25 protein-coding genes, 3 tRNA genes and 1 pseudogene are annotated in these 26,668 nt (G+C 73.8%); 12 read left to right on the forward strand and 17 right to left on the reverse strand.

All coding sequences use genetic code 11. The annotated features are described in order from the left end of the window. The 8 genes and pseudogenes from ACFWJW_RS27520 to ACFWJW_RS27555 all read left to right on the forward strand — a co-directional run. A pseudogene (locus ACFWJW_RS27520) lies at window positions 1–1,251 on the forward strand (DUF3367 domain-containing protein); the annotation flags it as partial. Further along, window positions 1,248–3,023 carry a condensation protein gene (locus tag ACFWJW_RS27525; protein ID WP_387246436.1) on the forward strand — a complete coding sequence of 592 codons (1,776 nt, stop codon included), beginning with the start codon at window positions 1,248–1,250 and terminating at the stop codon, window positions 3,021–3,023. The pseudogene ACFWJW_RS27520 and the gene ACFWJW_RS27525, both read left to right, overlap by 4 nt. Next, window positions 3,020–3,757, forward strand: coding sequence for a class I SAM-dependent methyltransferase (locus tag ACFWJW_RS27530; RefSeq protein WP_387246438.1), 738 nt, complete (start codon window positions 3,020–3,022; stop codon window positions 3,755–3,757). The genes ACFWJW_RS27525 and ACFWJW_RS27530 overlap by 4 nt, the downstream gene beginning before the upstream one ends. Beyond that, window positions 3,735–4,694 (forward strand): DMT family transporter, encoded by a 960-nt coding sequence (locus ACFWJW_RS27535; RefSeq protein WP_387246440.1) that lies wholly within the window; start codon window positions 3,735–3,737, stop codon window positions 4,692–4,694. Before ACFWJW_RS27530 ends, ACFWJW_RS27535 begins: the two co-directional genes overlap by 23 nt. Further along, on the forward strand, window positions 4,681–4,905 hold the full coding sequence (locus ACFWJW_RS27540; RefSeq protein ID WP_387246442.1) for a Trm112 family protein: 225 nt from the start codon (window positions 4,681–4,683) through the stop codon (window positions 4,903–4,905). Before ACFWJW_RS27535 ends, ACFWJW_RS27540 begins: the two co-directional genes overlap by 14 nt. Then, the gene (locus ACFWJW_RS27545; protein WP_387246444.1) at window positions 4,902–5,717 is read left to right on the forward strand and encodes an FkbM family methyltransferase; all 816 of its coding nucleotides are present in this window, start codon (window positions 4,902–4,904) and stop codon (window positions 5,715–5,717) included. Before ACFWJW_RS27540 ends, ACFWJW_RS27545 begins: the two co-directional genes overlap by 4 nt. After that, a complete protein-coding gene (locus ACFWJW_RS27550; protein WP_387246446.1) occupies window positions 5,695–6,306 on the forward strand; it encodes a hypothetical protein in 612 nt (203 codons plus the stop codon). The genes ACFWJW_RS27545 and ACFWJW_RS27550 overlap by 23 nt, the downstream gene beginning before the upstream one ends. Window positions 6,307–6,493: 187 nt before the next feature. After that, on the forward strand, window positions 6,494–7,525 hold the full coding sequence (locus tag ACFWJW_RS27555) for a rod shape-determining protein (RefSeq protein WP_387246448.1): 1,032 nt from the start codon (window positions 6,494–6,496) through the stop codon (window positions 7,523–7,525). A gap of 60 nt (window positions 7,526–7,585) precedes the next feature. On the opposite strand, the gene ACFWJW_RS27560 is transcribed toward ACFWJW_RS27555, so the two are convergent. The 3 genes from ACFWJW_RS27560 to ACFWJW_RS27570 form a co-directional block, all read right to left on the reverse strand. Continuing rightward, on the reverse strand, window positions 7,586–8,182 hold the full coding sequence (locus ACFWJW_RS27560) for a histidine phosphatase family protein (RefSeq protein ID WP_387246450.1): 597 nt from the start codon (window positions 8,180–8,182) through the stop codon (window positions 7,586–7,588). Further along, complete coding sequence (gene trxA / locus ACFWJW_RS27565; RefSeq protein ID WP_042154422.1) at window positions 8,179–8,586, reverse strand: thioredoxin; 408 nt, start codon at window positions 8,584–8,586, stop codon at window positions 8,179–8,181. The genes ACFWJW_RS27560 and trxA overlap by 4 nt, the downstream gene beginning before the upstream one ends. Window positions 8,587–8,932: 346 nt before the next feature. Continuing rightward, window positions 8,933–9,289 (reverse strand): cupin domain-containing protein, encoded by a 357-nt coding sequence (locus ACFWJW_RS27570; RefSeq protein WP_387246453.1) that lies wholly within the window; start codon window positions 9,287–9,289, stop codon window positions 8,933–8,935. A gap of 220 nt (window positions 9,290–9,509) precedes the next feature. Here ACFWJW_RS27570 and ACFWJW_RS27575 point away from each other — a divergent pair, with 220 nt between their 5' ends. Beyond that, window positions 9,510–10,385: a glycosyltransferase family 2 protein gene (locus ACFWJW_RS27575; RefSeq protein ID WP_387246455.1), complete on the forward strand. Its 876-nt coding sequence runs from the start codon at window positions 9,510–9,512 to the stop codon at window positions 10,383–10,385. A 40-nt stretch (window positions 10,386–10,425) separates the two neighbouring features. Here ACFWJW_RS27575 and ACFWJW_RS27580 read toward each other — a convergent pair whose 3' ends face one another. The 4 genes from ACFWJW_RS27580 to ACFWJW_RS27595 all read right to left on the reverse strand — a co-directional run bounded on the left by ACFWJW_RS27580 (window position 10,426) and on the right by ACFWJW_RS27595 (window position 11,960). Beyond that, the gene (locus tag ACFWJW_RS27580; protein ID WP_387246457.1) at window positions 10,426–11,373 is read right to left on the reverse strand and encodes a DUF5996 family protein; all 948 of its coding nucleotides are present in this window, start codon (window positions 11,371–11,373) and stop codon (window positions 10,426–10,428) included. 184 nt (window positions 11,374–11,557) lie between these two features. After that, a tRNA-Ile gene (locus ACFWJW_RS27585) sits at window positions 11,558–11,631 on the reverse strand. Window positions 11,632–11,809: 178 nt separating this feature from the next. Continuing rightward, a tRNA-Asn gene (locus tag ACFWJW_RS27590) sits at window positions 11,810–11,882 on the reverse strand. 5 nt (window positions 11,883–11,887) lie between these two features. Beyond that, window positions 11,888–11,960, reverse strand: a tRNA-Asn gene (locus ACFWJW_RS27595). Between the two features lie 219 nt (window positions 11,961–12,179). On the opposite strand from ACFWJW_RS27595, the gene ACFWJW_RS27600 reads away from it, so the two are divergent. Both ACFWJW_RS27600 and ACFWJW_RS27605 read left to right on the forward strand, forming a co-directional pair. Next, window positions 12,180–12,479: a YtxH domain-containing protein gene (locus tag ACFWJW_RS27600; RefSeq protein WP_387246459.1), complete on the forward strand. Its 300-nt coding sequence runs from the start codon at window positions 12,180–12,182 to the stop codon at window positions 12,477–12,479. A gap of 85 nt (window positions 12,480–12,564) precedes the next feature. After that, complete coding sequence (locus tag ACFWJW_RS27605) at window positions 12,565–14,046, forward strand: FGGY family carbohydrate kinase (protein ID WP_387246461.1); 1,482 nt, start codon at window positions 12,565–12,567, stop codon at window positions 14,044–14,046. 103 nt (window positions 14,047–14,149) lie between these two features. On the opposite strand, the gene ACFWJW_RS27610 is transcribed toward ACFWJW_RS27605, so the two are convergent. The 8 genes from ACFWJW_RS27610 to ACFWJW_RS27645 all read right to left on the reverse strand — a co-directional run bounded on the left by ACFWJW_RS27610 (window position 14,150) and on the right by ACFWJW_RS27645 (window position 24,143). Next, window positions 14,150–15,385 carry an RNA polymerase sigma factor gene (locus ACFWJW_RS27610; protein WP_387246463.1) on the reverse strand — a complete coding sequence of 412 codons (1,236 nt, stop codon included), beginning with the start codon at window positions 15,383–15,385 and terminating at the stop codon, window positions 14,150–14,152. A 114-nt stretch (window positions 15,386–15,499) separates the two neighbouring features. After that, a complete protein-coding gene (dnaG, locus tag ACFWJW_RS27615) occupies window positions 15,500–17,416 on the reverse strand; it encodes a DNA primase (RefSeq protein WP_387246465.1) in 1,917 nt (638 codons plus the stop codon). A gap of 217 nt (window positions 17,417–17,633) precedes the next feature. After that, entirely contained in the window at window positions 17,634–18,638 is a 1,005-nt protein-coding gene (locus tag ACFWJW_RS27620; protein WP_387246467.1) for a pyridoxal-phosphate dependent enzyme, read from the reverse strand. Between the two features lie 9 nt (window positions 18,639–18,647). Continuing rightward, entirely contained in the window at window positions 18,648–19,913 is a 1,266-nt protein-coding gene (locus ACFWJW_RS27625) for an NAD(P)/FAD-dependent oxidoreductase (RefSeq protein WP_387246469.1), read from the reverse strand. A 281-nt stretch (window positions 19,914–20,194) separates the two neighbouring features. Further along, complete coding sequence (locus ACFWJW_RS27630; protein WP_387246471.1) at window positions 20,195–21,508, reverse strand: deoxyguanosinetriphosphate triphosphohydrolase; 1,314 nt, start codon at window positions 21,506–21,508, stop codon at window positions 20,195–20,197. After that, window positions 21,505–22,386, reverse strand: a complete 882-nt coding sequence (locus tag ACFWJW_RS27635) for a sirohydrochlorin chelatase (RefSeq protein WP_387246473.1) — start codon at window positions 22,384–22,386, stop codon at window positions 21,505–21,507. The genes ACFWJW_RS27630 and ACFWJW_RS27635 overlap by 4 nt, the downstream gene beginning before the upstream one ends. Before the next feature lie 139 nt (window positions 22,387–22,525). Beyond that, on the reverse strand, window positions 22,526–23,551 hold the full coding sequence (locus ACFWJW_RS27640) for an adenosine deaminase (RefSeq protein WP_387246475.1): 1,026 nt from the start codon (window positions 23,549–23,551) through the stop codon (window positions 22,526–22,528). A gap of 151 nt (window positions 23,552–23,702) precedes the next feature. Further along, a complete protein-coding gene (locus ACFWJW_RS27645; RefSeq protein WP_387246499.1) occupies window positions 23,703–24,143 on the reverse strand; it encodes a gamma-glutamylcyclotransferase family protein in 441 nt (146 codons plus the stop codon). A gap of 122 nt (window positions 24,144–24,265) precedes the next feature. Here ACFWJW_RS27645 and ACFWJW_RS27650 point away from each other — a divergent pair, with 122 nt between their 5' ends. Then, window positions 24,266–24,982 carry a vancomycin high temperature exclusion protein gene (locus ACFWJW_RS27650; protein WP_387246476.1) on the forward strand — a complete coding sequence of 239 codons (717 nt, stop codon included), beginning with the start codon at window positions 24,266–24,268 and terminating at the stop codon, window positions 24,980–24,982. Between the two features lie 194 nt (window positions 24,983–25,176). Here ACFWJW_RS27650 and ACFWJW_RS27655 read toward each other — a convergent pair whose 3' ends face one another. Together ACFWJW_RS27655 and cutA are read right to left on the reverse strand one after the other, a co-directional pair. After that, the gene (locus ACFWJW_RS27655) at window positions 25,177–26,229 is read right to left on the reverse strand and encodes a trypsin-like serine peptidase (protein ID WP_387246478.1); all 1,053 of its coding nucleotides are present in this window, start codon (window positions 26,227–26,229) and stop codon (window positions 25,177–25,179) included. 2 nt (window positions 26,230–26,231) lie between these two features. Further along, window positions 26,232–26,597, reverse strand: a complete 366-nt coding sequence (gene cutA / locus ACFWJW_RS27660) for a divalent-cation tolerance protein CutA (protein ID WP_387246480.1) — start codon at window positions 26,595–26,597, stop codon at window positions 26,232–26,234. Window positions 26,598–26,668: the final 71 nt, after the last annotated feature.

Raw genomic sequence — 26,668 nt, forward strand, 5'->3', positions numbered from 1 at the left:
GCGCGCGTATCTGTGGCCGTGGGCGACGGGCAGGCGCGCGTATCTGTGGCCGCGGGCGACGGGCAGGCGCGCGTATCTGTGGCCGCGGGCGACGGGCAGGCGCGCGTATCTGTGGCCGCGGGCGACGGGACAGAGCGGGAAGCCGCGGGCGGCGGGCCGGCGCAGCGGTCCGCCGGGCCGGTGCGGAAGGTCACCGCCGGGGACTGGTCGGGGGACCGCCGCAGCGTCGCGGTCGGCGCCGGCCGGGCCGTCTACCTCCAGATGCACGAGAACGCCAACGACGGGTGGCAGGCCACACTCCACGGCCGGCGGCTGACCCCGCTCCGGGTCGACGGCTGGCAACAGGCATTCCTGGTCCCGGCCGGCGCCGGCGGCACCATCGAGCTCTCCTACACCCCGGCGGTCGCCTACGACCTGGGCCTGGCCGGCGGCGCCCTGGGGGTGGCGCTCCTGCTCCTCTCCGCCCTCGTCCGCCGCACCCCCCGCACCCCGCCGCTGCCGGCACCGCCGCCACCCGCCCCCTCCTGGGTGCTGGGAGTCGTGACGCTGACCGCGGTACTGGCCCTGGTCTCCGGCCCCTACGCCCTGATCGTGCCGGCCCTGGCCCTCCTGGCGTACTTCCGGCCACACCTCCTCGTCCCGCTGGCCCTGACGGCGATGGTGAGCGCCGGAGCCGTCGCGGCCCTCGGCGCGGGGGAACCCCACGCCGCCGGCGAGGGCGCGTTCAGCGCCACCGCGCAGGCCCTGGCACTACTGGCGTTGGCTGCCGCGGTGGTCACCGTACGGGGGCGGGCGCCGCGGGGGCCGGTGCCCGTAGTGGGTGCGGGAGCGGGGGCGGATGCGGGTGGGACGGGAGCGGAGGGGCCGGGAGCGGCGGGACCGGGAGCGGTGGGACCGGGGGAGGTTTCGGCCGGGCCATCGGGGCCGTCGGGGCCGCCCGGGGCCTCCGGCCCGTCCGGGCCATCCCAGCCGTCCGAAACCCCCGGACCTTCCAGCGCAGTTGATCCGCCCGGACTGTCCACGCCGCCGCCGCTTCCGCGCCGCGTGCGGGACGGAGACGGCGGCCCGGCCGCTGTGGGGCGTCCGATCGTGGCCCGGGGACGGACACCGGGCGCCGGCCCGAACTGGGCCGAGCGGCACCGGCCCCGGCCGGGCGGCCCCGTACGGCCGGCCGACAGCGGGCCCGTACCACCCGCCGACCGCGGTCCCACACCGCCGACCGACCACAGCGGGGAGGACACCACCCGATGACCGCACTGCAACCGGCCCGGCACGAGCCAACCGACGGACGGGGCGCGTCGCCCGACGGACGGGGGGTATCGCCCGACGGACGGGGCGCGTCGCCTGACGGCCGGGGCACGCCAACTGGAGGCCGGGGCACACCGCCCGGCGGTCAGAGCACCTCGCCCGACGGCCAGAGCACCCCGCTCGACGGCCGGGGCGAGCTCTCCCCCGCCCCCTCCCCCTCTCCCCCTTCGGGGGAGGGGGCGGGGGGTGGGTTCGGGGGTGGGGGGGAGCAGAGCCGCAACAGCGCCGTAGCCCGTCTCCCCTTCCCCGTCGTCGACGAGATCTCCCGGCACTGTCTGGACGAGGGTGAGCCGGAGACCGTACACATCGAGGTGCATCTCCCCGGCCGGGTCGACCCCGTACGGCTGCGCACCGCGTTCCACCGGGCGCTCGCCCGCCATCCGCGCATCCTGATGCGGCAGGCGCCGGTCCGCTGGTGGCACCGCCGCTACCGCTGGCAGCTCACCGCCGCCCCGGACGTGGACCCGGTCGACTTCCCGCCGCCCGGCCCCGGTGCGCTGGCCCGCGCCCGGCAACGCGCGCTCGACCGCTGTCCGCCGCTGGACGCCTCGCCTCCCGTACGGCTGGAGGTGATCGAGGGGGCGACGGCGGGCGGCACCGTGCTGCTGCTCACCCTCCACCACACCGCGCTGGACGGACCGGCCTGTCTGCGGGTGCTGGCCACCGCCGCCGAACTCTACGGCGGCGCCGACAACTCCCCCGCCCCCGCACCCGTACGCGCCCCCGGGCCCCGTCCGGAACCACCGCCCGCCGACCGGTCACCGGCCCCCGGCCCCCGCCTCGCCCGCCCGGCACGAATCGCCCCCGCCCCTGGCCCCGACCCGGCCCCGGCCCCGGCCCCGGCCCCGAACCCAGCTCCCGACAGCGCTCCCCAGCGCGGCAAGCCCGGCAGTCCCCGCAAGCCCAGCCACCCCACCCACCCCGGCAACGGCAACGGCGTGCTCCTGACCGAACTCCCGATCCCGGCCCGCCCCCCGCGCACTCCCGCCCAGCCGGCGCCGTACACCGTCAACGACCAACTGCTGGTCGCCACCTGGCTGATGATCGCCCGCTGGAACCGGCTGCACGCCCCGACCCCGCCCCCGGCCCACCCGCACGCCCCGGCCGCCCCGGCCTCCGCTCCCATCGTCGTCACCATGCCCGTCGACGACCGGCCGCGCGATGCCGGGATGCCGATCGGCAACGGGACCCGGCTGGTGTCGGTCGGATTTGGACCCGAGGAGCGCCGGGAGGCCGGGGCGCTCACCGCCGATCCGCCCGACCCGGACGCGGTGGCGCGGCTGCTGCGCCGCACCGCCGCCCGTACCCGCGCTCTCAAGGCCGCCGCCCCGGGGCCTCAACTCGGGTTCTACGCAACGATGTTGACCGCACCCGTCCTCCCGGTCGGGCTGCGCGGCGCGGTCACCCGTGCGCTGCGCCGCGCCGCCGCGCCCTGGACCTCCACCACCCTGCTGTCCAACATCGGCCGGATCCCCTACCCGCTGGACTTCGGGGACGCCGGCCGGCCGACCGCGGTGTGGTTCTCCGCCCCGGCCCGGATGCCGCGCGGGCTCACCGTCACCACCGTCTCCGTGGGCGGCCGGATCCAGGTGGCGCTGCGCTGGTCCCCGGCCCTCCTGGACGACGCGGCCGGGGCCCGGCTCGGCGACCTGTTCCGCTCCTCCCTCGCCGCCACCGCCTGGGCCCCGCCCCCGGCCGGCGGAGCGGCCCGATGACCCGGCCCCCCGCCGCGCTGCGGGACTTCTACGAGAACCCCGCCGTGCCGGTCGCGTCCGGCGCCGCCCGCAGCCGGCGGCAGGCGGTGCTGCTGGCGCGTGCCCTGGGGCCCGTACGGACCGGGGCTCCGGCCGCCACCATCCTGGACATCGGCTGCGGCGACGGCTCCGCGGCGGCCGTCGCGGCGGAGGTGCTCACCGGTCACCGGCTGGTCGGCGTCGACTGGTCGCAGGACGCCCTGCGCCGCGCCCGGACCCGGATCCCCTGGGTGGTGCGCGGCGAACTCACCGACGGGGGGCTGCCGTTCGCGACCGGCTCCGCCGACGCGGTCCTCTTCAGCGAGGTCATCGAGCATCTCGTCGATCCCGATGGCGCCCTGGACGAGCTGCGCCGGGTGCTGCGCCCCGGCGGCCATCTGATGCTCTCCACCCCCAACCTCGCCGCCTGGTACAACCGCGGGCTGCTGCTGGCCGGGGTCCAGCCCGTCTTCTCGGAGGTGAGCATGCGCGGGATCCACGGCCGGCCCGGCACCCAGGTCGTCGGCCATCTGCGGCTCTGCACGGCCCGTGCGCTGCGCGGCTTCCTCGCGGCGTCCGGCTTCGAGGCCGTACGGATCGCCGGTGCGCCGTATCACGATGTGCCGCGGCCGCTGCGCCCCCTCGACCGCGCCGCGTGCCGGGTCCCGTCGCTGGCCTCGATCCTGCTCGCCCATGCCCGCCGGGCAGGGGAGTAGCGCGGTGCCGTGGTGGGGCGTGGCGTCCGCGCTGCTCGCCAACGTCCTGTACAGCACCGGTTTCGTGCTGGAGAAGCGCGCCCTGGCCGGGCTTCCCGCGCTGAGCGCCCGGCAGCCCCTACGGGTCGTCGGCCGGCTGCTGTCCAGCCCGCTGTGGCTGGCCGGCTCGCTCGCCCTGGCCGCCGGTTTCGCCGCCCAGCTCGCCGTCTACCGCACCCTGCCGCTGGCCGCCGCCCAGGGCCTCTTCGTCTCGGGCCTGGTCCTCTTGCTGCTGCTGTCCTCGGCGGTGCTGGGCGAGCGGACCAGCGGCCGGGAGCGGCAGGGCATCGTGGCGATCCTGGTGGCGCTGGTGCTGGTCATCGCCTCCCTCCGGGGCGAGGACGCGGGGGCCGTCGCCCGTACCGCGCCGCCGGCCACCCTGCTGCTGATCGCGGTGCCGTCGCTGGCCGTCGGTCTGCTGCTGTACCGCTCGGCGGAACGGCGTGCCCGGCGCCGCCACCGGCTGCCGACGGCGGGTGTCCCCTACGGGGTGGCCGTCGGCCTGCTCTACGGGGTCAGCTCGCTGGCCATCAAGGGCGTCTCCGGTCTGCTGGCTCCCCACGACCTCCCGGCCGTCGCCGCCCGGCTGTTCCGCTCGCCCTACCCCTACCTCCTGCTCGTCACCGGGGCCGCCGGTCTGGTGCTGTCCCAGACCGCACTGCAACGCTGCCGGGCGTCCGTGATCGTCCCCGTCTGCACCACCGTCACCTGCGTGTTCACCGTCGTCTGCGGCACCGTCGCGTTCGGTGAGCCGCTGCCCGCCGATCCGCTGCGGCGCGCGCTGCGGCTGGGCGGCACCGCCGTCGCGGTGGCGGTCCTGCTCGCCCTGCCCCGCCATGACCCGCCCGTCCCCGAACCGCCCACCGGAACCCCGGAGTCGCTCGATGAAGCCCGATGACCCGCTGCTGAAGATCCTCGTCTGCCCGCTCGACAAGGGCCCGCTGACGCTGCTCGCCCCCGGTGACGCGCTCTACAACCCCCGGCTGCACCGCCGTTATCCGATCCTCGACGGCATTCCCCAGCTCCTGCCCTCCTCCGGTGAACAGCTCAGCGACGCCGAGCACACCCGCGCGCTGGGCCGGCTCGCGGACCGGGAACCGGGGTCGTGACGCTCGCCGCGCGGCTGGCGCCCCGGCTGCCGGGCCGGCTGGTGTCGGCGCTGGTGGCCGGGCTCTATCCGCGGTTCGAACCGGAGCTGCGGCGGCTCGCCGACTTCTGCCCGCCCGGCGGCACGGCGGTGGACGTCGGCGGGTGGTACGGCCCGTGGACCCGGCGGCTGGCCCGGCGCGCCGACCGGGTGGTCACCCTCGAACCGGTCCCCCACCTGGCCCGTCTGCTCTCCTCGGCCACTCCCCCACATGTCGAGGTGGTGTCCGCCGCGGCCACCGACCACACGGGCTGCGCCACGCTCTGGCTGCCACCGGGCGGCCGCGGCGACCGCGGGGTGTCCTCGCTCGTACGCCGGGAGCTGCACACCGCCGCCCTCGACGTGCCCTGTCTCCCGCTGGACGCGCTGGGGCTGGTCTCCGTCACCCTCATCAAGATCGACGCGGAGGGCGCGGAGCTGGCGGTGCTGCGCGGCGCCGCGCACACCGTCGCACGCCAACTCCCGGCGCTGTTCGTCGAGTTGGAGACCCGTATCCAGCCGCTCGGCCCCGTATTGGACTGGACGGCCGCCCACGGCTACCGCGGCTGGGTGCTGCCGCACGACCGCTGGCTGCCGCTGGCCGATTTCGATCTGCCCGCCCATCAGTCCCGCACCTGCCAGGTCGCCGAGCACGGGCTGCTGCGCCGCTCCCTCGCCCCGCACCGCCGCTACGTCAACTCCGTACTCTTCCTCCCCGAGGGCGAGCGCCCCGGCCGCCCCGTATCCCGCGCCGTCCAGCACCATGTCCCTCATGGACCACACCACGGACAATGACCCGCCCGGCGGCTCCGGCGCCCCCTCCGGTCTGCCCGGACCGGTCGCCTTCCAGGTCGTCCTGCTGCGCCGGATGGCCGACCACCACCCCGGCCTGGTCGAGGAGGCGCTGCGCACCCTGGGCGTCTCCCGCGCCGAGATGCGTGAGGCCAACCGCCGCTGGCAGGCACGGATGCACGCCCCGCGAGCGCCCGGCGGCAGCCGGCCGTATCGTGCGCTGCTCGGCACCCCCGAGACCGTCACTCCGCGCCGCATCGGCGATCTGCGCTGCGAGGCCCTGACCTGGCCGGTGCCGCTCTGGCCCGATCTGCGGTTCGAGGTCCTCACCGGCGCCCGGGACACCGTGTGGAACGCCTGGCTCGTCCGGGCACCCGGCGCCACCGCCCCTGACCTGCGCAGCACCGCGGATCTCCGGCCCTGGTCCGGCACCGTCGACGAGGTCGCCCGCGCCTTCGCCCCGGCCCGCCCCATGGAGGGCAGCGCCCCCACCCGCTGGCGGCTGGCCTGCACCGCGCCCGGCCCCGACGGCACCCCGCAGGACATCGTCCCCGAATTCACCTGGGGGCTGTACCAGCGACTGGCCGGCTGAGGGCCCGCCGCACGGCCTCTTTCCGTCTCGTCACCCCTTCGCCGCAACCGCCCCGCCCCCGTCCCCCGAGCGGACCTTTCCAGCAGGCGGCGGCCTCCGCACGACCGGAGGATGGCGCACGAGCGGTCCTTGCGAACCGGCCGCGCGACCGCTCCGCCCATACCGGCCCATCGGGGAGGAATCACCCATGACCATCAGCCTCGCCCAATTGCGGCGCTGTTCGGCCGCCATCGACATCGGCGCGGCCCGGACCAGGGTGTATGTGAAGAACCAGGGGCTGGTCGTCGACGAACCGACCGTCGCCGCCATCAACACCCGCAGCGGGGCGCTGCTGGCCGTCGGCGCCCAGGCCGAGGTGATGGACGGCCGCACCCCCGACTACATCCGGGTGGTGCGTCCGGTCTCCAACGGCACCATCGTCGATATCGACATGGCCCAGCGGCTGCTGCGGACCCTGGTCGGCGACAAGCTGCGCAAGTCCTGGCGGCGCCGGCCGGCGATGCGGGCCGCGGTCTGTCTCCCGTACGGCAGCGAGCCGCTCGCCCAGCGGGCCGCCGTGGAGACGCTCACCGGGCTGGGGGCGCGGCGGGTGGAGCTGGTCGACACCCTGGTCGCCGCGGCGGTGGGTTCCGGGCTCCCGGTGGAGCAGCCCGAGGCGACCATGATCGTGGTGTGCGGCGCCGGAACCACGCAGGTCGCGGTGCTCTCCCTCGGCTCGATCGTCTCCGCGGAGACCGTGCCGGTGGGCGGCAACGCCATCGACCACGCGGTCGTCCAGCATCTGCGACTGCACCACGAGCTGATGCTGGCGGGCCAGGCCGTACGCCCGCTCCAGTGGATCCTCTCCGGTGCCGACGGGGTCACCCCCGGCTCCACCGAGGTGCACGGCCGGGACGTGATCAGCGGGATGGCGCGCTCCGTGCATGTCGACACCGAGCGGGTACGGGACGCCATCACCACCCCGCTGACCTCGATCCTCGACGGCATCGGTGCCGTGCTGCGCCGCTGCCCGCCGGATCTGGTGGCCGACCTGGGGGAACGCGGCATCGTGCTCGCGGGCGGCAGCGCCCTGATCCCCGGCCTGGAGCCGATGATCCACCAGGCCACGAACATGCCGGTACACACCGCGGACCACCCCGACACCTGTGCCGTCATGGGGCTCGGCGCGATGATCGAGGGCAAGGTGCAGCCGTTGCATCTCGATCCGATGGATCCGTAGCGCGCCGACGGCGGCCACACGGGAGCCGGGCTCACGGGAGCCGGCTCACAGAAGCGGGGCTCACAGACTCCGGGCGTTCCAGGCGACCACCGCGGGCCGGTCGTGTTCGGTCCCCAGGACGCCGACCGCCCCGGTCTCGAAGGTGAAGAGGCCCCCGGCGGCGGGCGGCAGCCCGAGCCTGCGGGCGGCCAGCACCCGCAGGAAGTGCGCATGCGCGACCAGCGCCACATCACCGTCGTCGGCGGCGAGCTGTGGCGCGATCCGGGCCAGCACCCGGTCGGCGCGCGCCCCGACCTGCTCGGGCGACTCGCCCGGATGCTCCGCGGGCCCCTCGGCGACACCGTCGGAGAACAGATACCAGCCGGGCCGGTCGCGGTGGATCTCGGCGGTGGCGATGCCCTCATAGCCGCCGTAGTCCCATTCCCGCAGGTCGGCGTCGATCCGCGGACGGGCGAGGCCCGCCAGCTCGGCGGTGCGCAGCGCCCGCTGCGTCGGGCTGGCGTACACCGGCCCGATCTTCCGGTCCGACAGCAGCGGCCGCAGTGCGCGGGCCTGCTCCTCACCGGTGGCGGTCAGCGGCAGATCGGTCCAGCTGGTGTGCCGGCCGTCCCTGCTCCACTCGGTCTCGCCGTGCCGGACCAGAAGAAGGTCGCTCACGAGCTCTGCGCCTGCTGACCCTGTTCGCCCTGCGCCTGCTCGGCCTGCTGGGCCTCGGTGACCGACGCCCGGACCTCGTCCATGTCCAGCGCACGGGCCTGGCCGATGACGTCCTCCAGGGCCTCCGCGGGCAGCGCGCCGGGCTGGGCGAAGACGGCGATGTTCTCCCGCACGATCATCACGGTCGGGATGGACTGGATCTGGAGGGCCTGCGCCAGCTCGGGCTGCGCCTCCGTGTCGACCTTGGCGAAGACCAGGTCGTCGTGCGTCTCGGAGGACTTCTCGAAGACCGGGCCGAACTGCTTGCACGGCCCGCACCACTCGGCCCAGAAGTCGATCAGGACGAAATCGTTGCCGGAGACGATTTCGTCGAAGTTTTCCTTGGTGAGCTCAATGGTGCTCATGCCTGTTTCCCTGCTTCCGGTCTGTCGACGCTTGTCACACGGTCTCCGGCTGCGGCAACGGGATCAACCCGTGACGTATTCCGCACGCCGGACCGTCCCGCACCCCTGCCCACCGAGCGCGTTCCTAGACATCCGGATCCACGTGGCGAACCACACGCCACCCGGCCGGCCGACGCGGCCGCGCACACCGCGCCCCGGCCTCGCTCCATACGGGCCGACCAGCGGCACCGATCAGACAGCGTCCCCGCCCCGCGCGGTCACTCCCTGCCTCTGCCTTCCTCTGGCTGCCCGGCTCGCCCTGGCCCTCCTGCTGGCCCTTCTCCTACCCCTTGTCCTGCCTCTTTCCCTAACCCTTCGCGTAGTCCTTCGCCATCTGGCCCGCGAAGTCGTACACGATGCACTGCTCGTCCCCGACGACCCAGGCGTCGTGTCCCGGCGGGCAGACGAAGACATCGCCGGGTCCCACTTCGGACTCCGCGCCGTCGTTCATCCTGATCCGCATCCGGCCCTGCACCACGAAGCAGTTGTGGTGCACCTCGCAGCTGTCGGTCCCGGCAATCGGGCCCACCGACTCCGTCCAGTGCCAGCCGGGCTCGAAGGTGGCCACGGCGAAGTCCAGTCCGGTGAGGTGCAGGGCTTCCAGGTGACCCCGGGGAAAGTCGCGCCGTTCATCCGGCTTGTCGACCGTCTTGACTTCCATCATGAGGGCTTCCTCCGTCCACCCCCCTGGGCAACCGTGCAAACCCCCGGTCCTTCCATGGTGCGCCGGTCCGACACACCCGGCATCCGCGGGCTCCCGGCCCTGGCGAGGACGTTCCCCAGCGTTCAACGGCCGGATGTCGCCGGGGAAGCGCCGTGGCACACAGTCGCCGCCCCCGGCGGCTAGCATCCCGACAAGACCGCCAAGAACGGAGCAAACTTCTGTGCGTCATCTGCGCGTAGGCGTCGCCATCTTGACCATGGGAAACCGTCCCGCCGAACTGCGGGCGCTGCTGGATTCGGTCGCCAAGCAGGACCTCCGGCCGGCCCACATCGTGGTCATCGGAAACGGCTCCCCGCTCCCCCCGCTGCCGCACGGCGCCGTCGGTGTCGAGCTGAGCGAGAACCTGGGAGTCTCCGGTGGCCGCAATGTCGCCCTGGACGAGCTGCGCAAGCTCGGGGACGTCGACGTGGTGGTCGACCTGGACGACGACGGCCTGCTGATCAGCCCGGACGTCTTCAGCCGGCTGGCGGAACTGCACGCACGCGAGCCGGAGTTGGGGATCGTCAGCTTCCGCATCGCCGACGAGCGGGGCCGCACCCAGCGCCGCCATGTCCCCCGCCTGCGGGCCGGCGACCCGGCACGCGGCGGTCCGGTCACCACCTTCCTGGGCGGCGGGCACTCCCTGTCCGTACCGATGCTGGACCGGATCGGCGGCTGGCCCGACGACTTCTTCTACGCCCATGAGGAAACCGACCTGGCCTGGCGGGCCTTGGACGACGGCTGGCACATCCGCTACGCCCCGGAGCTGGTGCTTCAGCACCCGTACACCTCACCCACCCGGCACGCCGTCTACCACCGCATGGTCGCCAGAAACCGCGTCTGGCTCGCCAAGCGGCACCTCCCCGCGGTCCTGGTCCCCCTCTACCTCGGCGTATGGGCCGCCCTGACCGCCGTCCGCAGCCCCTCGGTGGCGGGCCTGCGCGCCTGGGCCGCCGGTTTCGCCGAGGGGGTGCGGACCCCGTGCGGCCGCCGGCGTCCGCTGCGCTGGCGCACGGTATGGCGGATGACGAAACTCGGCCGCCCTCCGGTGATCTGAAGACGCGCGCCCCGAGCCGGCTACCTTCGACGGAACCGGTTCACTCCGCCTCCGGCCGTCGCAGCTGCGGGTCCGTCACCCCGCCCGGACAGGCCAGCCACTCAGCATCCCACCCGGCCTGCCCGGCCCCGGCACGGTAGGCACTCTCGTAGAAGCCGAGCACGGCCGCACGGGGATCGGCCTCCGCACGGGCGTCGTCGTACCGCAGCACGGCCAGATGGCTCTCCCCACGGGCGACCCACCGCGCCGCCGCCGGCCGCAGCGGCTCCCCGGCCAGGCCCGCGGGCTCCGGCGCGGTGTACGAGTAGAACGCCGGCTCGGGGAAGCCGTCGTCCCCGAACCAGAAGCCGAAGCTGATCACCTCCCTGGAGTACGCCTCCCGCGTCACCGGATCGGTCTCCCGCGGCTGCTCGACCCGCCGCTCGGAGAACCGGGTGTGCGCGATGTCGAAGGTGTGCCAGAAGTGGTGCACCGGGCTGACCTTCCCCTCATAGCCCGCGGCGAACTCCTCCAGCACCGAGGCCACCTGACTGAGCACCTGCCAGTAGCGCTGTGCGTGCCGGGGCTCGTAGGCCGCGTGCTCGGTGTCCTCGGCGAACGGCCGGCCGGCGTCGGGCAGGTCGAACGGCCTGGGAACGGCGAGCCGCACCCGGATCCCCAGCCCGGCCAGCGCATCCATGAGGGCGTCGTGGAAGGCCGCCACGGACCGTCCGACCAGCGGGAACGAGACGGTCCGGCCGTCCAGCACCGAAACGACCAGCCGATGTGCGACGAAGTCGAAGTCGATCGTGAAGATCGGATTGCCGTCGAGCTGCCCCATCGGCCGGGCGGTGATGCCCCGCCCGGTGAGATGGAACGGCACGTTCCACCAGTGATTACGCCGCGCACTGGCGGCGAGCCGAATCTTCCCGACCACCTGCGCAAAGCGATGAACCGTCTCTTTGGTCTCCCGCCACTCGCCATACGGGATAGCCGGAAACAGCTCCATCGCCCTCACCTTCCTTCCGCACCGCACTCCTGACGGCCGGACGGCCGCGGATGACCATGATGAGCACGCGGGGACACTTACGGCACGTTGGTCCGGAAGGTGCAGAAGGGCCGCCACATGCGCGTGGCGGCCCTTCTGTCTGTTCTCTCCCAGGTAGAAAGGTTCTCCCCCCTGGGTGCTGCGGTGGGGCGGGTGGGACTCGAACCCACGGCCGACGGATTATGAGTCCGCTGCTCTAACCGGCTGAGCTACCGCCCCCCACGGCGCGTCGCGCACATTTGTGCGCGCCGTCTGCCGCAGCATAGCCGCTCATACGATCTGTTGCCCGTGAGGGCTGCCGTCGCGCGACCACGCACGCCCAAGAGGACCTCGATCACGGGCCGTTGGTTCCATGGCACAAGAAAAAGGACCCCTTACGGGGTCCTCGTTCTCTCTGCTCCCCCGACTGGACTCGAACCAGTAACCCTCCGGTTAACAGCCGAATGCTCTGCCAATTGAGCTACAGGGGACCGAGCTCCCCCGACTGGACTCGAACCAGTAACCTGCCGGTTAACAGCCGGCTGCTCTGCCAATTGAGCTACAGGGGATTGCTCTGTGTGCCTCGAATGCACCGCTGACCGGTCTTCCGGACGGCGCGCGCTCGCTGCGACACATACATTAGCGCAAGCAGGGGGGTGCTCCGCCAATCGGTATCGCCTCAGGTCACCTCGGGTGATCTGCGGCCCCGGAGGGTAGGCGCGCGGCACAGCCCGGCACTCCGGTGCGTACCGGCACCGGACGGGACCGACGAGAGGAAAGGTGGAGCAATGCGCTACCGGCTCACGTTCATCGCGGGACTGGCCACGGGGTATGTGCTCGGCGCACGGGCCGGCCGGGAACGGTACGAGCAGCTCCGCAAGGCCGCCCAGCGGATCTCCCAGAATCCCGCGGTCCGGAACACCGCCGAGTCGGCCGCGCTGACCGGGCGCGAGGCGGCATCGAAGGCTTTCGGGACGGTATCGGCCAAGGTCGGGGACCGGCTGCCGGCCTCCGTCACCGACCGGGTCCGCTCGCTGCGGGACCAGCGCGGCTCCGACGAGGACGACTGGGGCACGAGCAACACCTAGGGGGTGACTCTCCGATCTCCGTGGGGGTCTCCCGGGTAAACCCTGACGCTGCTCCTATGCGTCGTATGGGGCATCATCTGAGGCCATGGGGATAGTCGCCGGATTGGACAGTTCGTCCGAGAGCACACAGATCGTCGTCTGCGATGCGGACACGGGCGCCGTCATCAGGCGCGGGTACGCGCCGCACCCCGTCGAGAAGGGGCCCGAGGTCGATCCACAGGCGTGGCTGATCTCGCTCGGGGAGGCGGCGGGCCACGGGCTGCTCGAAGGGGTGCAGGCGATCGGCGTCTCCGCGCAGCCGCACGGACTGCTGCCGCTGGACGTCGAGGGCAATCTCGTACGGCCCGCGCTGGTCGGCAACGACAAGCGGGCACAGAGTGCGGCGGCGGATCTGATCGACTCGCTCGGCGGGCGTACCGCGTGGGCGCAGGCCGTCGGGGCGGTGCCGCAGGCAACCCATGCCGTGACCAAGCTGCGCTGGCTGGCGCGTACCGAGCCGGCGCATGCGGCCCGGATCGCGGAGGTCATGCAGCCGCACGACTGGCTGGCGTGGCAGCTGCTGGGGCGGCCAGCCCGGCGGACGACGGACCGTGGCGGGGCCTCGGCGACGGGCTTCTGGTCGGCGGCGACCGAGTCGTACCGGCCGGATCTGGTGGAGCTGGCGCTGGGCCACCAGGTGCGGCTGCCGGAGCTGCTGAGCCCGTCGGGGACGGCGGGCTTCACCCCCGAGGGGCTGCTGATCTCCGCCGGTACGGGCGAGACGATGGCCGCCGCCTTCGGGCTCGGCGTCGGGGAGGGCGACGCGGTGGTGTCGCTGGGCGCCTCGGGGTCGGTGTTCGGGATCCATCACGAGGCGCTGGTGGACCCGAGCGGCACGATCACCTCGTTCGCGGACGCGACCGGCCGGCATCTGCCGGTGGTGCACACCAGCAATGCGGTACGGGTGCTGCGCGGGGCCGCGGAGATGCTGGGGACGGATCTGGCGGGCGTGTCCGAGCTGGCGATGAACTCGTCGCCCGGTGCGTACGGGATGGTGCTGCTGCCGTATCTGGAGGGCGAGCGGACCCCGCATCTGCCGCATACCGCCGGGTCGTTGCACGGGCTGCGGCGGGACAGCATGAAGCCGGAGCATCTGGCGCGGGCCGCCGTGGAGGGCATGCTCTGCGGGCTCGCGGACGCGCTGGACGTGCTGCGGGGGCGGGGCATGGCGGTGCGCCGGGTGTTCCTGCTGGGCGCGGCGGCGGAGCTGTTCGCGGTGCAGGCGGTGGCGCCGGCGCTGTTCGGGGTGCCGGTCGTGGTGCCGAAGCCGGCGGAGTACGCGGCGCTGGGCGCGGCCCGGCAGGCGGCCTGGGCCTGGGGGGTGGCGCACGGCACCCTCACCCCGGCCGGCGGCGCGGAGTCCGGCACCGGCGGCGGGCCCGCCTGGGTCGATCCCCCGCAGTGGCCGGCCGCCGCGAGCCAGGTCTTCGAGCCGGGTGAGGAGCTGGCGGTCGGCCAGGCCGTGCGCCAGCAGTACGCCGCGGTGCGCGACGAGACCTATCCGGGGGCGTTCCAGCGGGAGGCGTGAGGTCCCGGGCGGGTGCCGGACGGGCGGGGCCGGGCGTGCGAGGCCGGGCCTGCTGGGCAGGGCGTGCGGGGCCGGGCCCTGCGGCGGGCGGGCCCCGGCGGGCTCAGTCGAGGTAGCCGCGGAGCTGGTCGGCGAAGGCGTGGTCGCGGAGCTTGTTGAGGGTCTTGGACTCGATCTGCCGTATCCGTTCACGGGTGACGCCGAAGATCCGGCCGATCTCCTCCAGCGTCCGGGGCCGGCCGTCGGCGAGGCCGTAGCGGAGCTGGACGACCTTGCGCTCCCGTTCCCCGAGGGTGGACAGCACCGCGTCGAGGTGCTCGCGGAGCAGCAGGAACGCGGCGGATTCGACGGGTGAGGCGGCGTCGCCGTCCTCGATGAGATCGCCGAGGGCGACGTCCTCCTCCTCACCGACGGGGGCGTGCAGCGAGACCGGCTCCTGGGCCAGCCGCAGCACCTCGCTGACGCGCTCCCCGGTGAGGTCGAGATGGGCGGCGACCTCCTCGGGCGTGGGTTCGTAGCCGCGCTCCTGGAGCATGCGGCGCTGGACCCGCACCACGCGGTTGATCAGCTCGACGACATGGACCGGGACGCGGATGGTCCGGGCCTGGTCGGCGAGGGCGCGGGACATGGCCTGGCGGATCCACCAGGTGGCGTAGGTGGAGAACTTGTAGCCGCGGGCGTAGTCGAATTTCTCGACGGCGCGGATCAGCCCGAGGTTGCCCTCCTGGACGAGGTCGAGCATGGTCAGTCCGCGGCCGACATAGCGCTTGGCGACGGAGACCACCAGACGCAGGTTCGCCTCGATCAGACGGCGCTTGGCCATCCGCCCCAGGACCACCAACTTGTCGAGGTCGAAGGCGAGTTGGGAGGAGAGGTCGGGGGCGTTGGTGAGCTTCTCCTCGGCGAAGAGACCGGCCTCGACCCGGCGGGCGAGCTCCACCTCCTCGGCGGCGGTGAGCAGCGGGATCCGGCCGATCTCGCGAAGGTACTGACGGAAGAGATCGGCGGACGGGCTGCCCGCCTCGGGGCGCGGCACCGGCTCCGGGGTGATCTCCTCGACGATCATCTCGGCGGCGGGTGGTTCGGCCTGCTGCGGCACGGTGAGCGGCTCCGCGGCCGGGTCCGGCTCGTGCTCCGGGTCGTGCTCCGTGGCGGCCGGCGCGTCGGCGAGGGTCTGGGTCTGCACGGGGGCGACCTCCAGGGTGATCGCTGCTGAAGCGGCAGAAAGGTCGGGCACGGTGGCGGCCGGGCCGCCGTCCGTCCCGTACGTCACGAGTGGTTCCGCGGGGGATTCCGGCGCGGTACGGCCGGGCCCGCGGCGCACCGAGGACTCAGGCACCGCTTCTCAGTGTGGAGTACGACACACGCCTGCCACGAGGGGCGTGCGTGCACTTTTTGAGTCCGGTCCGTGACCGGACGGCTACCGCGGGGTGTTACCGGCGGCGCGGTGCCCCTAGAGGGCGGCGTAGCCGCGTTCGCGCAGGGACTGGCCGTACTGCTGGAGGACCCACAGTTCGTTCTGGACGGCCGCGAGGTGTTCGGGGTCGGCGCGGGGGCCGAGGCGCTGGAGGGTGCCGCGGATCTCGGTGACGCGCTGATTGACGGCGGCGAGGCGGACGGCGACCAACTGGACGCCGGCGTACGCCTCGTCGGGGTCCCGGCGGGTGTGCAGCGGTTCGACGGCGAGCTCGGTGACCATGGCGCGGACGGTGTCGTCGGGGGCGGCCTCCCGCACCCGGGGGATGAACGCCTGGTCGGCGGCGCCGGCCGCGGCACCGCCGGCGTCCTCGATGCACCGGCGGACCACGGCGTAGGGCGGGGCGGTGAACTCGTCGGCACCGTAGGCGTCGAAGGCCGGGGAGACCAGGTCGGGGCGCTGGAGCGCCAGCTTGAGAAGCTCCCGCTCGACGCGGTGGGCGGGGCTGCGGAGGTTGAGCGCCGGGCCGCGCGGGCCGGGCGCGGGGCCGGCCTCCACGGGCGCCGGGGCCTGGCCGCGGCGCTGCTGACGGCCCTGGTCGGGACCGCCGTCCCGGCCCCGTTCGCGGGCCCAGCGGGCGAGCTGGGAGACGCGCTTGACCACGAACTGGGTGTCCAGGATGCCGAGCATGCCGGCGAGCTGGACGGCGGACTCGTGCTGGATGGAGCTGTTCTTGATGTGCGCGACGATGGGGGCGGCCTCGTCGAGGGCGGCGGCGCGGCCGACGGTGGTGTCGAGGTTGTGCCGGGAGACGACATGGCGCAGCGCGAACTCGAAGAGCGGGGTCCGGGCCTCGACGAGATCGGCGACCGCCTGATCGCCCTTGGCGAGCCGCAGATCGCACGGGTCCATGCCGCCCGGGGTGATCGCGATGGAGGTCTCGGCGGCGAACTTCTGGTCGTCCTCGAAGGCGCGCAGGGCGGCCTTCTGGCCTGCGGCGTCGCCGTCGAAGGTGAAGACGACCTCGGAGCCGGAGTTGTCCATCAGCAGCCGGCGGAGGATCTTGATGTGGCCCTCGCCGAAGGACGTACCGCAGGTGGCGATGGCGGTGGTGACCCCGGACAGATGGCAGGCCATCACGTCGGTGTAGCCCTCGACCACGACCGCGCGGTTGGTCTTGGCGATCTCCTTCTTGGCGAGGTCGATGCCGTAGAGGACCTGGGACTTGCGGTAGATGGGGGTCTCGGGGGTGTTGAGGTACTTGGGGCCGTTGTCGTCGTCGCGGAGCTTACGGGCGCCGAAGCCGACGACCTCGCCGGCGATATCGCGGATCGGCCACATGAGACGGCCGCGGAAGCGGTCGATGGGGCCGCGGCGGCCCTCCTGGGAGAGGCCGGAGAGGACCAGCTCCTGGTCGCTGAAGCGGCGGCCGCGCAGGAAGCGGGTGAGGTGGTCCCAGCCGGCCGGGCTGTAGCCGACGCCGAAATGCTGGGCGGCGGCCTGGTCGAAGCCGCGCTCGGCGAGGAACTTGCGGGCGATCTCCGCCTCGGGGCCGTCGAGCTGCTCGACGTAGAACTGGGCGGCGGCCTTGTGGGCCTCCACCAGGCGGGTGCGCTCACCCTGCTGGCGGCCCGGGGTGTAGCCGCCTTCCTCGTAGCGCAGGGTGATACCGGCCTGGGAGGCGAGGCGCTCGATGGTCTCGGCGAAGGAGAGGTGGTCGATCTTCATGACGAAGTCGACGGTGTCGCCGCCCTCCTGGCAGCCGAAGCAGTGGTAGAGCCCCTTGGCCGGGCTGACGTGGAAGGACGGGGACTTCTCGTCGTGGAAGGGGCACAGGCCCTTGAGGTTGCCGCCGCCGGCGTTGCGGAGCTGGAGATACTCGGACACGACGGCGTCGATCGGGACCGCGTCCCGCACCGCCTTCACATCGTCATCGTTGATCCTGCCTGCCACGCGTGAATTCTACGGCCGGGGTCGGACAGCCCTGGCCACGCGTCGTCGCGAACGCCGGGGCTCTCCCCCCACCCCCGAACCCACCCCCGCCCCCTCCCCCCGAAGGGGGAGGAGGGGGAGGGGGCGGGGGAGCAGCCGGCAGCGCGGCGGAGCCCGCCCCGGACCCGGCGAAATCCACGCCGCGGCGCCGAGACCGACGAGCCCGCGCCCCCCCAGCTCACCCCAGCAGTTCCAGAAAGCGTTCCAGCCCCACGTTTCCCCCCGAGATGATCACGCCGACGCGGGGCGGCAGGGGGCTGATGTGGCCGGCCAGGAGGGCGGCCAGGGCGCTGGCGCCGCTGGGTTCGGTGACGATTTTGAGGCGTTCGAAGGCGAACTTCATGGCCGCGCGGATCTCGTCGTCGGTGACCAGGACGACCGAGTCGAGGAGGCGCCGGTTGACGGCGAAGGTCAGTTCGCCGGGGGTGGCGATGGCCTGGCCGTCGGCGATGGTGTGCGGCACGGGAACGGTGACGGGGTGGCCGGCGGCCAGGGAGCGCAGGGTGTCGTCGCCGGCCTCCGGCTCCACGCCGATCATGCGGATGCCGGGGACCAGGGCGGTGGCGGCGGTGGCCGAGCCGGCCATCAGCCCACCGCCGCCGACCGGTGCCAGCAGTGCGTCGAGCGGGCCGGTCTCCTCGATCAGCTCCAGGGCCGCGGTGCCCTGGCCGGCGATGATGTGCGGATGCTCGTACGGCGGGATCAGCGCGAGGCCGCGTTCCTCGGCGAGCTGCCGGCCGATCGCGACGCGGTCGCCGGTGTAGCGGTCGTAGGTGACGATCTCGGCGCCGTATCCGGCGGTGGCCGCCCGCTTGGACTCCGGGGAGTCCTCCGGCATCACGATGACGGCGTGGCTGCCCAGCTCCCGGGCGGCCAGCGCGACGGCCTGGGCGTGGTTGCCGGAGGAGTAGGCGGCGACTCCACGGGCCAGCTGTTCCGGGGACAGCCGGGAGAGGGCGTTGTAGGCGCCGCGGAACTTGAAGGCGCCGACCCGCTGGAAGTTCTCGCACTTGAGGTGGACCTCGGTGCCGGTCAGGGCGTCGAGGGTGCGGGAGCGCAGCACGGGCGTGCGGTGTGCCACCCCGGCCAGCCGCCGGGCGGCGTCCCGGACGTCGTCGAGGGTGACGACGTCCGGGACGTCGGTGCTGCCGGGGCCGGTGGGACCGCTGGGGCTTGGCGTCATACGGGCACGCTACGGGAGCAGCGAGGCCAGCGGTACCTCCGGATCGGCCAGCGCCTCGGGCGCCAACGACGCCCCGGAGCGGATGAGTTGCTGGATGGACTCGGCGACGTCCCAGACGTTGACGTTCATCCCGGCGAGCAGCCGGCCGTCCGCGCCGAGCCAGAAGGCGATGAACTCCCGCTTGGCGAGGTCACCGCGGCAGACGACCTGCGCGTACGAGCCGGGCGGGGCGTAGCCGGAGTACTCCATGCCGACGTCGTACTGGTCGGAGAAGAAGTACGGGATGCGGTCGTAGCTGACGTCCTGGCCGAGCATGGCGCGTGCGGCGGCCGGGCCGCCGTTGAGGGCGTTGGCCCAGTGCTCGACGCGCAGGCGGCTGTCCAGGACCGGGTGGTCGGCGGCGGCGACATCGCCGGCGGCGTAGATGTACGGGTCGGAGGTGCGCAGCGCCGCGTCGACCGCGATACCGCCGCCGGCCTCCCGGTCGACGAGGTCCAGCCCGGCCTGTTCGGCGAGGGCGGTGCGCGGGGCGGCGCCGATCGCGGCGAGCACGTCGTGGGCGGGGTGTTCCTCGCCGTCGTCGGTGCGGACGGCGAGGACCATGCCGTCCTGGCCGACGATCTCGGTGAGGCGGGCGCCGAAGTGGAAGCGGACGCCGTGTTGGCGGTGCAGATCGGCGAACAGGCCGCCGAGTTCGGGTCCCAGGATGCCGTGCAGCGGGGTCGGGGCGGCCTCGACGATGGTCACCTCGGCGCCGTAGGAGCGGGCCGCGGCGGCGACCTCCAGGCCGATCCAGCCGGCGCCGGCGATCACCAGATGCCCATTCTCGCGGCCGAGGGAGGCCAGCACGCCGCGCAGCCGTTCGGCGTGCGCGAGGCGGCGCAGGTGGTGCACACCGGCCAGGCCGGTGCCGGGGATGTCCAGGCGGCGCGGCTCGGCTCCGGTGGCCAGCAGCAGCTTGTCGTAGACGATGAGGGTGCCGTCGCCGAGGCGGACCGTTTTGGCCTCGGGGTCCAGATGGACGGCGGGCTGGCCCAGGTGGAGTTCGATGTGCGCCTGGGCGTACCAGGCGGGTTCATGGACGAAGACGCTGTCGCGCTCTTCCTTGCCGAGCAGGTACCCCTTGGAGAGCGGGGGGCGCTCGTAGGGGTGGTCGCGCTCGTCACAGATGAGGATCACCCGGCCGGTGAAGCCTTCCGCGCGGAGCGTCTCCGCGGCCTTCGCCCCGGCCAGGCCACCCCCGACGATGACGAACGTCTGGTGTGCGTCGACCACTTGCTTCCTCCTCGTTGCGGTACCTGCGTCCGCGTCCGCGTCCGTGAACGCCCCGATGTACCCCCCGGTGCTCTCCCGGTGCTCTCCCCCGTTGATGCGTCCGGTGGCGTCGGGGTTCCCGGGCGCCGCCGATCGGGGTTCCCGGTCGCCGTCCGCCGAACGGGGTTGCCGTGCCTGTCAGGGCTCGCTGTTCGCTGTTGTCAGGGTGCTCCGTTCGAAAACGGTGGGGTTCGAGCGTCCCGCACGGAGCGTGAGGGGGGAAGAGGGGCTTTCCTCCAGGGTCACCCGCGGTTGGCCCCGCCGTGACCGGGACGACGGGTGAGACGGGCGTGCAGCGAGCGGGCGGAGGCGTCGGTCAGGGCGGCGATCTGGTCGATGACGGCGCGCATCCGCGCGGTGTCGTCGGGGGCCGTGTCGAACAGTGAACGGAACTGTGGATCAAGGCCGTCGGGGGCGCGGGCGAACAACACCTCGGCCAGTTCGGCGATGACGACACGCTGGTCGGCGCGGAGCGCCTCCTGGTCGGGACGCTGCATGACGTACCGGTCGGCGACGGCTTTCAAAACGGCGCATTCCAGCCGGGTTTCGTCCGGAACCACCAGCTCCGCTCCGTAGCGGGTGAGCCGTCCGGCCCCCCACCGGGCCCGCGTCGCGGCCTCCGCGGCGAGACAGAAGCGGCCGATCAGCTGGCTCGTGGCGTCCTTGAGGCGGGCCTGGGCGAGGGCGGAGCCGTCGTAGCCGTGCGGCCACCACTCCTGCTCCAGAAGGCGGTCCAGCGCCGCGGCCAGCTCCGCGGGGCCGGCGCCGGGGGCGTAGCGTGCACCGGCGACCTCGAAGATCTCGGCGCGTTCGGCGTCGGCGAGCAGGAGGTTGGGGTCGAGGTGTCCGGCGTGCAGCCCGTCCTCGACGTCGTGCACCGAGTACGCCACATCGTCGGACCAGTCCATGACCTGCGCCTCGAAGCTCCGGGCTCCGTCGGGGGCGCCCTGCCGGAACCAGGCGTAGACCGGCGCGTCGTCCGCGTAGACGCCGAACTTCGGGGACGTGGGGTCGGTGGGGTGACCGCCGCGCGCCCACGGGTACTTGGTGGCCGCGTCGAGGGCGGCGCGGCTGAGGTTCAGCCCGACGCTGACCGTCGAGCCGTCTTCGGCGGGCACGAACCGCTTGGGCTCCAGACGGGCCAGCAGCCGCAGCGACTGGGCGTTGCCCTCGAAGCCGCCGCAGGGCGCGGCGACTTCGTTGAGCGTCTGCTCGCCGTTGTGCCCGAAGGGCGGGTGGCCGAGATCGTGCGCCAGGCAGGCGGTCTCGACCAGGTCCGGGTCGCAGCCGAGGGCGGCGCCGAGCTCCCGGCCGACCTGGGCGCACTCCAGGGAGTGGGTCAGCCGGGTACGTGGGCTGGCGTCCCAGGCGGCGGTGTGCGCGCCGGGGGTGACGACCTGGGTCTTGCCGGCCAGCCGGCGCAGCGCGGCGGAGTGCAGTACCCGGGCGCGGTCGCGCTGGAAGGCGGTGCGTCCCGGCCGTTTGTCGGGCTCGGTGACCCAGCGTTCGAGGTCGGCCGCGGTGTAGCCGGGGATGGTTGGTGAGGTGCCCGTCATACAGCGACGGTAGCCGCCCTGCGGGCCTCCGGGCCGGATCCGGCAGGAGCCTGGAGGGCCTGGTCGTAGCGGTGCAGTACGAGACGGGCCAGGGCGGGGTGGTCGCCCAGGGGTTCGGCGGCGGGCCCGGGGGCGGCGGCCGCGCACTGGGTGGCGAAGCGTCCGGGGGCGGTGAAGCAGCCGGCCACGGCGATCCGGTCGTGGCCGCGGGCGGTCAGCGTACGGACCGCTTCGGCGACGGTGGGGGCGGCTGCGGAGGCGTAGGCGGGCAGGACGGGGATGCCGCCGAGCCGGGCCGAGAGGAGGTGTGCGGTGCGTTCGGTGTCCTGGGCGGACCGCGGGGCCCGGGAGCCGGCGGCGGCCAGGACCACGGCGGTGCGCGGGCCCGGGGCCTCGGGGAAGCCGGCCTCCAGGAGGCGGCCGTGCAGCGCCTCGGCGAGGAGGGTGTGCGGCCCGAGGGGTTCGGCGACCCGGCCGGTCAGGTGGGGTGCGCCGCGCAGCGCGGCGGGCAGGTCGTGGGTGACGTGATGGCCGCGGCCGAACAGCAGCGGGACGAGGACGGCCGCGCCGCACAGCCCGTCGAGGGTGTCGGCGAGCAGCGGCCGGTTCAGCTCGATGTGCCCGAGCCGTACGTCCAGGCCGGGGCGCAGCGCCCGGACCCGGTCCAGCAGGGCCCGGACGGTGGGCAGGGCGCGGGGGTCGCGGCTGCCGTGGGCGACGGCGACGAGGGTGGGCGCCGGGGCCTCCGGGGCGCGGAAGCCGTGCAGCCGGACCCGGCGGAGCTGGGTGCTGAGCTGGGCGGTGATCTCGGCGGCGAGGTCACCCGTGCCGAGGGGGGCCAGGGACGCGGAGGGCAGGTGCGGTATCGGCGCCGTCATGACCTGAGCGTGGCAGCCGGGCGTTGCCGTCCCGTTTCCCCGGGGCGAACGTTGTGTTCCGGCCCGCTGCCGGCGGGACGCGCCCCGGGGGCAGGACGGGCGGCAGGGGACATCTCACGCGGCCCTGCCGCCCGGGGGCCTACGCCTGGTGGGCGTCCACTTCCCGGAGGTACCGCTCGCGGGTCGGCTCGTCGAGGAAGGAGGCGCGGAAGGAGTTCCGGGCGAGGGTGCGCAGGGTCTCCTGGTCGAGGCCGAGGGCATCGCGTACGGCGGTGAAGTTGTCGTCCGCGTAGCCGCCGAAGTACGCCGGGTCGTCGGAGTTGACGGTCACCAGCAGCCCGGCGTCCAGCATCGCGGGCAGCGGGTGGTCGGCGAGGTCGTCGATGACCCGCAGCCGGACGTTGGACAGCGGGCAGACGGTGAGCGGCACCTGGTCGGCCACCAGGCGGGCCACCAGCCGCTCGTCCTCCAGGGAGCGCACCCCGTGGTCGATCCGGTCCACGCCGAGGACGTCCAGGGCCTCCCACACGTAGGCCGGGGGCCCCTCCTCCCCCGCGTGCGCCACGCACTTGAGCCCGGCCTCCCGCGCCAGCGCGTAGACCTCCTTGAACTTCGACGGCGGGTGCCCGACCTCGGCGGAGTCCAGGCCGACGGCGGTGATCCGGTCGAAGTGGGGACGGGCCGCCTCGAAGGTCGCGAGGGCGGACTCGGCGCTCTCGTCGCGCAGGAAGCACATGATCAGGCGGGTGCTGATGCCATAGGTCTCCGGGGCGCTGTCCAGGGCCCGGGCCAGGCCGTTGATGACGGTGCCGATCGGGACGCCGCGCGCGGTGTGCGCCTGCGGGTCGAAGAAGATCTCGGCGTGCCGTACGCCCTGCTCCTTGGCGCGGGCGAGATAGGCGTGGGCGAGGTCGGCGAAGTCGTCCTCGGTGCGCAGCACGGCCATCAGCGCGTAGTAGAGGTTCAGGAAGGACTGGAGATCGGCGAAGGAGTAGGCGCGGCGCAGCTCGTCCTGGGTGGCGTAGGGCAGCTCGACGCCGTTGCGCTCGGCGAGCGCGAAGGCCAGCCCGGGTTCCAGCGTGCCCTCGATGTGCAGATGCAGCTCCGCTTTGGGCAGCGGCTCGTGGGCGGTTGCGGCGGAGGGGGAGGACGGGGAGGAAGCCACGCGGTCACACCTGTTCTGCGGTACGGGAAGGGCCCTCGGTACGGGTGGGAGCCCTGGTACGCGAGGAGTCGTCCAGGTTAGCCGGGGCGGGGCCGGCTGCCGCGGCGGCGCCCGGGGGCGGCCGGGTGGTGTGCGGCGGGCGCGGGGACGGTCAGCCGGCCGCGGCCCGCGAGGCCGGCCAGTCGCCGCCCGCGATGGGGGTGCCGGTGGCGCGCAGCCGGGCGGCGAGCGGGCCGGCCGCCAGGTAGACCCAGGCCCGTACGGTCCGGCCGTCCGGGCACACGGCCTCGGTGGGCACCCGCTCGTAGAGGTTGTGCGGGTCACCGGGGGTATAGCCCTCCAGCCGGTCCAGGTCCGCGCACACCGCGTCGTAGTCGGTGTCGCGGGGCCGGACCAGGGCGCCGTGCACCACCGCGCCGGCGGGCCCGGTCGTCGCGTAGGGGTATCCGGGGCCGTCGTACAGCAGCGCGCCGCCGATGTGGGCCGGTTCCTCGGCCGCGGTCCGGCCGCGCAGGGTCCGGCCGTAGTTGGCCTCGCCGGGCCGCAGCGTCCCGTAGACGAAGAACGGCAGCCGCTCGGGCTCGCGGGTCATGGTGGTGCGGTCCTCTCCGGGCGGGGTGCTCTCTGCCACGATGCCAGGCCCGCGCTGCAACCATCACGGGTGCACCGGGCGTCGGAGCCTGCGAGATCGATCGCGAGCGGACGGGGGCGGGGATGCGCGGGCCGGTACCGGGACTGGTGCGACGGATATGGAGCGGGGTGCGCCGCCTGCGGCTGCCGCGGACCCGGCGGGGCCGGCGCCGCGCGTTCCAGGCCGTGGTGGCGGGGACGGTGCTCGCGCTGGCGCCCGCGACCTGGATGAACGCGACCGCCGGGCCCCGGGTGCACGGCGTCGCGGACGCCCCGTCCGCGCCGGTCGCCCTCGTCTTCGGCGCGGGCCTGTGGAACGGCGCGCCGTCGCCGTATCTCGCCCACCGGCTGGACGCGGCCGCCGCGCTGTACGAGCGGGGCACCGTCCGCGCGGTCCTGGTCACCGGTGACAACAGCCGGACCGACTACGACGAGCCGGACGCGATGCGCAGCTATCTGCTGCGGCACGGCGTCCCGGCGCGGAAGATCGTCAGCGACTACGCGGGCTTCGACACCTGGGACTCCTGTAGCCGGGCCCACCGGATCTTCGGGGTGAACCGGGCCGTGCTGGTCAGCCAGGGCTTCCACATCCGGCGCGCGCTGGCCCTGTGCAACGCGGCCGGGGTCGACTCCGACGGCGTCGGGGTGGCCGCGAAGCACGATGTGACCTGGGCGTACGGCGGGGTGCGGGAGATCTTCGCGGCCGGGAAGGCGGCGGCGGACGCGCTGCTGCGGCCCGACCCGCAGTTCCTCGGGCCGCAGGAGAAGGGGGTGACGGAGGCGCTGGCGGACGCCGGCTAGGGCGTGTCCGCATAGTCCCGTCGTTCGCCCGTAAGGCGGGGCTCGCGGCGTCTGGTGCGTGCGATCGCAAGGCGGAGGGTCGTCCTCGTAGTGGGTCTACGTGGACGATCCCGACAACACAGCGAGCGTGCGTGCCAGGCGTCGCGAGCCAGACGGGACTATGCGGACACGCCCTGGGCGCCTCCGTCGGGCGGTCACTTCTCGGCCGCGCGGGCGTACAGGTTGAGGATCTTCGTCCCGAAGTACGGGCTGTAGGAGATCCGGTCGGCGTCCGGGCCCTTCGGGCCACCGCCGTTGAGGCCGCCGATCACCCCGATGACCCGGCCGGTCCCGCTGTCCTCGTCGAAGTCGCTCAGCCAGGGGCTGCCGGAGGTCCCGCCGTAGAACCCGCCGCATTCCATGCGCAGTTCATGGGTGCCGGACAGCCGGCCGGTGCGGGTCGCGCAGCGTACGGCCCGGTCCTCCGGGTCGTTGCGGACGTTCGGGTAGCCGATGACGGTGACGTCGTTGGTGTAACCGGGCGTCGGGGAGAGGGTGTTGCCGCCGGTGACCTCTTCGAGGGTGCGGTCGTCCTCGTCGGGGGCGACGGTGGCGAAGGCGAAGTCGAGGTCCGCCCCGGCGCCGCTGGTGCCGCGCTCGGGGTAGGCGAAGGTGTCCTTGATCGCCCATACCCCGTGCGGCTGGGTGGCCGCGCCGGAACGATACTGCGGGACGAACGCGGCACGGGTCCCCGGATTGCAGTGCCCGGCGGTGAGGATGAGGTTGCCGTGCGGGCTGTGCACCACGCTGGCGGTGCAGTGGTGTGCCTTGGAGTCCCCGTCGACGGAGAACAGCACACCGACGGACGGGATGCCGTTGAAGTGCTTGGCGGTGCGGCCGGCGCGGGCCGCGGCGGCGGTTCCCTTCGGCGCGGCGGACCGGGTCGTGGCCGCGGTCGGGGTGGGGGCCTCGGGCCGGGCCGGGGTGTCGCTGCCGGCCGGTGCGGCGGCCGCCATCCGGTCGGGCGTCCAGTAGTCGGCGGCGTCCCGGCTGGTCCAGGTCGCGTCGGGGCTGGGGTCGCCGTCGCCCGGTGCCGCGCGCCGGGCCTCGTTGACGGCGTGGCCGACGGTCGCGGTGGCCAGGCACACCGTCACTCCGGCCACCGCCGCCGCGGCCCGGACCCAGCGCTTCCGGGTGGGCCGCGCCCGGTGAACTCGCGTCGTGGCACCGGGTTCGGTGGCCCCGGGTTCGGTGGTGTCGCGCTCCATTGTCAGCTCGTCTCCTCTGCGACCCAGGACAGATAGCCGGTGCCACCGCGGGTGATGGGGGTGGCGATGATCTCGGGGGTGTCGTAGTCGTGCGCGTCGAGGAGGTAGGCCGCCAGTTCCTCGTAGCGTGCCTCGGCCGTCTTGAACAGCACCTGCCACTCCTGGCTGGCCTCGACCGCGTCGTCCCAGCGGTACACCGAGGTCACCGGCGCGCTGATCTGCGCACAGGCGGCGAGCCGGCCCTCGATCGCGCCGCGTGCCAGCTTCCGGGCCTTGGTCTCGCTGTCGGTGGTCGTCATGACGGTCAGGAATCCGGTCTGCCGCCCGGTGGGGTCGGGCGGGTCGTTCGGGGCGGTCGGGTCGGCCACGGGTGCGCATCCTTCACGGTGGGGGGCGGGAGGGAACGGACGGGACGGTGGGGCCGCTTGGGCCGGGCGGG

The sequence above is a fragment of the Streptomyces sp. NPDC127097 genome, assembly GCF_042724075.1.
In the GTDB taxonomy this organism is placed as follows: Bacteria; Actinomycetota; Actinomycetes; order Streptomycetales; family Streptomycetaceae; genus Streptomyces.